This window comes from Mesorhizobium sp. M7A.F.Ca.US.006.01.1.1 (assembly GCF_003997935.1).
Taxonomy (GTDB): domain Bacteria; phylum Pseudomonadota; class Alphaproteobacteria; order Rhizobiales; family Rhizobiaceae; genus Mesorhizobium.
The window spans coordinates 1-7,162 of record NZ_RZQL01000034.1; the positions used below are offsets into that span (position 1 = coordinate 1).

Annotated in this window: 7 protein-coding genes; 3 read left to right on the forward strand and 4 right to left on the reverse strand. The window is 59.5% G+C overall.

Annotated features, from left to right (window positions below):
* Positions 1 to 1,083: tetratricopeptide repeat protein (locus EN943_RS08835; protein ID WP_164778126.1), on the forward strand; the 1,083-nt coding region annotated here is incomplete at its 5' end.
* A gap of 305 nt (positions 1,084 to 1,388) precedes the next feature.
* On the opposite strand, the gene EN943_RS08840 is transcribed toward EN943_RS08835, so the two are convergent.
* Together EN943_RS08840 and EN943_RS08845 are read right to left on the reverse strand one after the other, a co-directional pair.
* On the reverse strand, positions 1,389 to 2,090 hold the full coding sequence (locus tag EN943_RS08840; protein ID WP_127412298.1) for a Crp/Fnr family transcriptional regulator: 702 nt from the start codon (positions 2,088 to 2,090) through the stop codon (positions 1,389 to 1,391).
* Between the two features lie 163 nt (positions 2,091 to 2,253).
* Positions 2,254 to 2,535: a hypothetical protein gene (locus tag EN943_RS08845; protein WP_024505425.1), complete on the reverse strand. Its 282-nt coding sequence runs from the start codon at positions 2,533 to 2,535 to the stop codon at positions 2,254 to 2,256.
* 380 nt (positions 2,536 to 2,915) lie between these two features.
* On the opposite strand from EN943_RS08845, the gene EN943_RS08850 reads away from it, so the two are divergent.
* Complete coding sequence (locus EN943_RS08850; RefSeq protein ID WP_024505424.1) at positions 2,916 to 3,788, forward strand: FkbM family methyltransferase; 873 nt, start codon at positions 2,916 to 2,918, stop codon at positions 3,786 to 3,788.
* A 101-nt stretch (positions 3,789 to 3,889) separates the two neighbouring features.
* Here EN943_RS08850 and EN943_RS08855 read toward each other — a convergent pair whose 3' ends face one another.
* Positions 3,890 to 6,196, reverse strand: coding sequence for a mannose-1-phosphate guanylyltransferase/mannose-6-phosphate isomerase (locus EN943_RS08855; protein WP_127412299.1), 2,307 nt, complete (start codon positions 6,194 to 6,196; stop codon positions 3,890 to 3,892).
* 13 nt (positions 6,197 to 6,209) lie between these two features.
* A complete protein-coding gene (locus tag EN943_RS08860) occupies positions 6,210 to 6,449 on the reverse strand; it encodes a hypothetical protein (RefSeq protein ID WP_127402622.1) in 240 nt (79 codons plus the stop codon).
* A 214-nt stretch (positions 6,450 to 6,663) separates the two neighbouring features.
* Between EN943_RS08860 and EN943_RS08865 the strand changes: the two genes are divergently transcribed.
* Positions 6,664 to 6,999 carry a hypothetical protein gene (locus EN943_RS08865; RefSeq protein WP_024505421.1) on the forward strand — a complete coding sequence of 112 codons (336 nt, stop codon included), beginning with the start codon at positions 6,664 to 6,666 and terminating at the stop codon, positions 6,997 to 6,999.
* Positions 7,000 to 7,162 lie beyond the last annotated feature (163 nt).

Consider the following 7,162-nt stretch of genomic DNA (forward strand, 5'->3'; position numbering starts at 1 on the left):
CTGTATCAGCTTGCCGCGGAGAAAGGCTTGCCCTCAGCCCAATTCCGGTTGGGATCGGCGCTCATCGATGGTGGCCTTGCAGGGCAAGATATCGCCGCCGGCGAGGCGTGGATGCGGCGGGCCGCATTGGCAGGAAATATTGAGGCAGCCTATCGTCTGGGCGATCGGCATGTGAAGAGTTCGCCGCCAGACTATGCGGACGCCGCAACATGGTACCGACGGGCGGCAAATGCCGGCCATCAGGCTGCCGCCCGTGCGTTGGCATCGCTTTATCTTTCCGGAAACGGAGTCGCACGGGACGTCGAAGAGGGAGCGCGCTGGCTGCGTACGTCCGCAAATGCGGGAAATCAGCAAGCGCAGGTCGACTTTGCCAATCTGGTTATCGAAGGAGCAGGCGAGCCTGGCGACCGCGCCAGCATTGCTGGATGGTTCGAGGCGACCGCCTCATCGGGCGATCTGATTGCAGCGTTCAACCTCGGCCTCTGCTTTGCCGAGGGCGTCGGCGTGCGAAAGGACGAGGAGCAAGCTGCCCGATGGGTGAGGCGGGCAGCCGAAGGCGTGGCCGATGCGCAATATGCCTACGCGCGAATGCTTCAGGATGGGCGCGGCGTGGCTGCCGATCTGAAACAAGCCCGTTGCTGGTTTGAGCGGGCGGCCAATGCTGGCATGGTCGACGCGCAGGTGGCGTTTGCCGAAATGCTTCTCAACGGACGTGGCGGCGCCTGTTTGCCTCAGGCTGCCGCGCAGTGGTTCAAGCGGGCAGCCGCAGCCGGGCACGCCGGGGCTATGTTTGCGATCGGTGCCCAGTACGCGAATGGCCAAGGTCTGTCCTTCGACCCGGTCGCAGCGCAGAAATGGTTCGCCGCCGCCGCCGAGCGGGGACATGGCTATGCCCAGCTCATGCTCGGGGGCTATCTCTGCAATGGTCGTGCCGGGGAACACAACCCGGTAGCAGGCCGCCTTTGGCTCGAGCGAGCATTTGCGCAGGGTGTTCAGGAAGCGGCGAATGAACTCTCATATTTTGCCTCGAAGGCTGGCTCTGCGGGGGCCATAGGTCTGGTGGAAGAGCTACGCTCTGTTTAGGATCCGAGCAGCGAGCACCAATTATCGCTCCTGATTGTGGTCCTCAAATTGGGCCGAGCGGACTCGCCGCTGCAGCGGAACGCCAAGGACGGTGTCGCTTAGGCAACCGCGAAGAGATCGCGCCAAGAAACCGAGATTGAATTGGCCGGCGCCTGGCCGGCGGACGCCAGTCGGGATAGGGAGCGGGCCAGACGGAACAGATCCGCCGCCGGAAAGTGGATGCTGCCCGGGAAAGCCCGTCCTCGATCTTGCCCGATTGCCGCTACCGGGGAGCAAGATTGCTTGCCATCGCATGCCGGGACGTCTCAACCGTCGACATATTCCTGCTCGAATCCAGCAAACTTAGTCAGGCCCTGCTGATCGAGCACACGAACGTGGCCCTGCCGAAATTCGAGAAACTTGCGCTCGCGCAGTTCCCGCAGCATCCGGTTGACATGAATGGGAGTGAGTCCCAGTGCGTCCGCCAGATCGTACTGGGTGAGAGGGCATTCATAGCTGTTGCGCGTGACAGAGCCGATTCGTTCCAGACGCGTCATCAGTTCGAGGAAGAGATGCGCCGTCCGCGCCAAGGCGCTGCGTCGTCCCACATTGGTGAGATGTTGAGCGACAACCGCTGCATTGTGCACGAGGGTTTCGAGAACAAGGGAGAACAGATGGGGCGACTGCATGGCCGCAACGGCAAATGTCTTGGTCGAAGCCACCAGAACTGAAATTTCGGTTTGAGCCACAAACGTTTCAAGAGCCCTGCCCGAGTAGGACTGAGTTAGGACGATGTCGCCTTTCAGTGCAAAATCTAGAATCTGTCGCTGCCCGCCGGCAAGTTCATGAGAAAGGCACCCCCAGCCCGACTCGACAATGAACATGCGATCGCAATCCTCGCCCTGATTGACGATGACCGTCTCCGCCAGATAGCGCTTCGGCGTGAATCCCAGCCTTTTGATCAGCGCCGTATCGTCCTCATACGACAGGCGTTTTTCATTCCCGCGCAAAAATGGATGTGGCGTCATTCAGAAGCAACCCCGCCCAACTACTGCCCGAACTACCTCCCTCGCATACACCGTACATTAAAATTGATGTGAAGAATATGCTCCAATGCACTATCGATGACGTGGCAACGGCAGTTTTGGTTGAAGATAACAAGTTTTTCCCGGTCGGCCGATGGCTACAAGGTTAAGTCTTATTTCTCTTGAAATTTTCCCGCATGGAATCGACTATTTCGCTGGCGACGAGGCAGCTGCGATTGTCCGCTTGCTCGGCGGCATTTCGTAACGTCATCGACGCGTCCTTAAGTAGCCCTCTAATCTCTGCTGCTGACAAAAGCTCGGACGCTTCGAGTTCCAGCAGCACGGATTCACTCACGTGCAGCGCAGCAAGCGCCACCGCTCTAGGCCTTGTGGCAAGCAGTTTCAGAAGGTCACTGCTGGGTCTCGCACGGACTTTTTTTTTGGCCATCGTTGCGTCTCAACCGTTCGGACAAGATGGTTCACGTCTCAAAGTTACAACGCCTTGACGAATTAACCGCATTTCCATGATCGGGAGAGGTCGTTCAATGTGGCGTCAGGCATCTTCCCAAAGCATACTATCCCGCTTTGAGGCAGCGACACAGAGGCAAGTGCTACCGAATTTGCCGTAGCTACGACGTCGCTATCACCTTGCGGTACCTTGCTGATAAGCGGCGCAGGAAGCATGCCTACGACCGAACCGGGGAGGGCATGATGGCAGGAATATGCATGCGGGGGGTGTGTGCGGGCAATTTGCTTCGGTGGCGAGCCGGCCTGGCTACTCCCTAAGGGTGTATGGAGATTGGCACATCCTCAGGTGATACTGCGACGATGAACCGGACGTTCTACGCCAAGCTCTATCACATTGACGGGCTCGCGCGCGCCATCGGCTGGAGGAAACTGGTCTCAGTACTCCTTCGCCGCGCACTCGGGATCGGCTCGGCGATGAAAGTTCGCTGTGGCGATCATGAATTGCTGATCAGGCCTACCGACAGCGACTTGTTTGTCATGTCACAAATTTTTGGGCACGGCGAATATGAAATTGGAAAGGGTGGACAGAGCGCGCTCAACCGGCTCGCGGCAGGATGGAGACGGAGGGGGATCATACCCGTTATCGTGGATGCCGGCGCTAACGTTGGCTACTCGTCGATTTTCCTCAGAGACCAGTATCCTGATGCTGTGGTGATGGCCATCGAACCGGATCGCCAAACGCATGAAGTCTTACTCTCGAACTGCGCCGGTCTAGAGCGGATCATGTCTGTCTACGGCGCACTCTGGTGCCACGAGGGCGAAGTTGCACTTGTCAACAGCGAGCGCCCATCGTGGGCACGGGGCGTGGCAGACGGAGAAGGCGTGCCGTCGGTCACCTTACGGGGCCTTCTTGCCAGACTGCCCAAGGCGAAATTGCTGATGCTTAAGATGGACATTGAAGGCGCGGAGCTGGAGGCAACACGAGACTGCGGCAAGGTCCTCAAGCATGTGCCGTGCATCATCGTGGAACCACACGACTTTATGTTTCCCGGCCGAGGCTGCCTCACTTTCGTCTACTCGCTTTTGAGCGGAAGGAAGATCGACAGCCTCGTCAACGGCGAGAACCTCATATTCATTGCCTCGGAACTCCTGGCAGCACCGGCAGCCTCACGGCGGCCGACGACCGGGGGAAAGCGAGCGTTGCCGGTGCGCGCGGCCAAGGCTGTGCCTTAGCGGCCACGCCAGGAGCCGATATCTGCGGTCGTCAAGGTTCGGTGCAGACGACCTTCGCCAACCACGGTTCGGCACGAACACCGTATCTCAGGATCGTCGCATCAGGAGCGACCCAGTACCTGCCTCAAACCCGTCTTGCTCACGTCCGAAGCAGGAAGCGGGAAAGGTTCGACTTGGCCTGCGGTCTTGTCCAGATACTGCATCAATGCCGTCACCAGATGGTAGAAGATGCTCGCCGGCACCTCCGTTGCCAGTGACCTTCCGCGCTCGTCAATCCTGTCGATCCACAAGCCAAGCGGCGCGGGATCGATGTGCCATCTGAACAGGCGCGCGACACGGGCTTCGATCTCAGCTTTCAGGTCAGGCCCGCCAATGCCATCCAAGGCTACGGCTGCCTTGACGGCTTCGCATTGCGGCCAGCTGCGGGAGAGCCGGTCGAGAGGGATTCCCTGCCGCGATACGGCAGCGAAAGCCAGACCTGTTGTCCGGTTCAATCCACGGGCGACCGCCGATGAATAGAGCTTCCTTGCGTAGGCGACCAAGTCTTTCTGGCCGCTCGCTCTTGCGAAATCGACAAGGAGCGAAGCCCATTCGAAGTGATGCCCCGGTTCGGTCCACTGTCCTTCATCTCCCTGCAACGGCAACCAATCGGCGTCGAAACGTTCCCCAACCGTCCAGCTTTCCTGGTCGAAGAAATGGCTCCGGAAGAGATCGATGATGCGTGCTGCCCGACGCAGATATTCACGGTCGCCCGTGGCGCCATACCAGGCAAGAAATGATTCCAGCATGTGCATGTGTGGGTTCGAAGACCGCGCACCGTTCCAGCCGGGGCTCTCGAGGAACCCGGTCAGACTGTCGTGCTCGAGGTGGGCGTCGATGAAACGAAACGTCTGTTGTGCCAGTTTCAGGGCATCGTGGTGTCCGCATCGGTGAGCTTGAGCCAGCGCCAGGAGCACGCAGGCATGGTCGTAGGCGTCCTCGGTCGGGTCGGCCACGCTGCCGTTGGCATTGAGAGTTCGCACCCACCCGCCGCGGTTCGTGCGGCCGAATCTTGCGATGAAGTCGATACCGTGTTTGATGAGTTTGTCCGCCGGACCAGTCCAGCCACGTTCCTTGGCGACTGCGAAAGCGTAAATCTGGCGAGCCGCAGTGCGCATGCGCTTGGGTTTGCCCAATGGCCTCGCATCGAAGCCCAGGGCCTCATGGAAGCCGCCGTAAACATCGTCGACGCCAGCGGTGGACCACAGCGGCAGGGTTTCTTCGAAGAGCCAGTGCTCCACGCGCTTGCGCCATGAGCCACTGATGATGATCCGGTCTTCGGAGGCAGTAAATTTCGTTTCGAGGCGTCCGCTCTTCTCCAGCTGTTCGACGATTTTTTTCACGTTCTGGCTGTGGCTGACGGGTGCGACGAATACCGCATCTGGCGTCGCCACGATCGCAACATCCTTCATCCCGACGACGGTCAGCAGTCTGCCCTGGCTTCTGAAGTAAGAGTCCTGGCAATCGATGGCGACGATATCGCCCATTGTGACATTGCCGTTGCTGTCCGTGGGGCTGGCCTCCATTAGGGATTGCCATGAGCCAAGGTCGGTCCAGTGGAACGAGGCCCTAACCATTGCGATGTCGCGCGCATGCTCCATGATTGCGTAGTCGATCGAGGTCGAGGGGACGGCCAAGTAGAAGCCTTGTGTCAAATAAAGGCCCGAGACGTCGGTCCGCGCTCCCTTGTAAGCCCGTTCCGCGGCGTCCCAGATGTCGGGCTGGAACTCGAGAAAAGCCTCCCGCATGGTGTCGGCTCGAAAGAGGAAAATGCCGGCGTTCCAGTAGAATTGTCCCGAAGACATGTATTTGCGAGCCGACTTGGCGTTCGGCTTTTCGACAAAGCGCGAAACCGAGGCTACTGCGTCAGCATCTGCCGTGGTCTCGATGTAACCATATCCGGTTTCGGGATGCGTCGGCTTGATCCCGAACACGATGATCTTTCCTGAATCGGCGGCAGGCACGCCGGCCTTGACGGTTTCCCAGAATTGCGTTGTCGTCGATATCTGATGGTCGGAGGGGACCACGAGCACAAGGGCGTCGGCTCCATATTCGGAGATCGTTTGCAGGGTGGCTATGGCGACGGCGGCCGCGGTATTGCGGCCGACCGGCTCGAAGATCGGTCTGCCGCCGTTCAGGCCGAGCGGTACTAGGTCCGAGATAACGCGCTCGGCATGCCGTTCGGAGGCTATCAGGTAGATCGGCGTCTCTCCGTCCGGCCGCGCCTTAAGGCGACGAACAGTCTTGGCAAGCATAGAGCCATCCCCCGAAAGATCGTGGAATTGCTTGGGGTTGTCTTCGCGCGAGAGCGGCCACAGCCGTGAGCCGACCCCCCCGCTCATGACAAAACTTACGATCCGGTCAGACATGGTCCAATTCCTCTCAGAATGTCTGGTTGTAGGCTCCGACCTCTGGATTGCCGCCCAGCACGCCATCGAGAGCCTCGTGTATCTCTCGGCGCCGCTCTGGCGACACAGGCTTTCCACAACCAGGACGATCTCCGCTTTGTTCGACGACGCCCAGGCCCCAGGTGCCGTCCTGAAAGCCCGTGGCTTTGATCGGGGCACTGGTTTTGAAGGCGAATGTGTTTGGACTCGCGTGTCCGACTATGTTCACGGTCACGATTTCCGCTCCGCAGTTTAGCGCCAACAGTCGTAACACGCGCCGCACGTGGCCGCCTTCATGAATTCGAGTAGCCCTATCGCCCTAGCTGCCACCCCTCATCCAATATGAGCATGCCCGCCGATGACCGAAAGGATGTCTCGTGCAAGCATGAGAGTCTTGTATTCTGCAAGGTGCGTCCCCTCTCGGGTGCAACGAGAAAGATGGCTGCAACATGCCGCTGACCGCATTCAGGTTCCCATTCGGCCAGAATGTCGACCAACGGCGGTTCGGTCGCCTGACCCGTCTTCTGGAGGTCATTCAGATGGACATCGAGAAGGAAATCGCGGCACTGCGCCCTTGCGTGGAAAGGGTCACGGACTGTGCTGCGTTCGCCCTGGAAGCGATGGAAAATGGCGAGAGTCCCGAACGCATGTCCGCGCAGATCGGTACTCTCGAGCAGAACCTGGCGATCATCCGCGGACGGCAGGCCTTGCTGGAACAGCAAACGTCATTTGTCGACGCCGCGAGAGCAGCGCTGCCGCGCGTTCTACCGCCCCACGGGTCCTAAGTTTCGCATACGCCAATTGGCGGCATTTACCTTCCGGATCACGGGAGTAATCTTCCGCAGCAGTCTGGGATCGCGGGGCCTCGGCTTTCAATGCAAAGACCGGCCGCATGCAACGGCCGCCTGCATGGAGCGGGCTGCTCTGGGTGTCTGCGTATGCCTGCAG

Excerpts from the sequence above, each read along its gene's own strand:
- EN943_RS08840 (WP_127412298.1), bottom strand. The coding sequence starts at position 2,090 with ATGACGCCACATCCATTTTTGCGCGGGAATGAAAAACGCCTGTCGTAT.
- EN943_RS08845 (WP_024505425.1), bottom strand. The coding sequence starts at position 2,535 with ATGGCCAAAAAAAAAGTCCGTGCGAGACCCAGCAGTGACCTTCTGAAA.
- EN943_RS08850 (WP_024505424.1), top strand. The coding sequence starts at position 2,916 with ATGAACCGGACGTTCTACGCCAAGCTCTATCACATTGACGGGCTCGCG.
- EN943_RS08855 (WP_127412299.1), bottom strand. The coding sequence starts at position 6,196 with ATGTCTGACCGGATCGTAAGTTTTGTCATGAGCGGGGGGGTCGGCTCA.
- EN943_RS08865 (WP_024505421.1), top strand. The coding sequence starts at position 6,664 with ATGCCGCTGACCGCATTCAGGTTCCCATTCGGCCAGAATGTCGACCAA.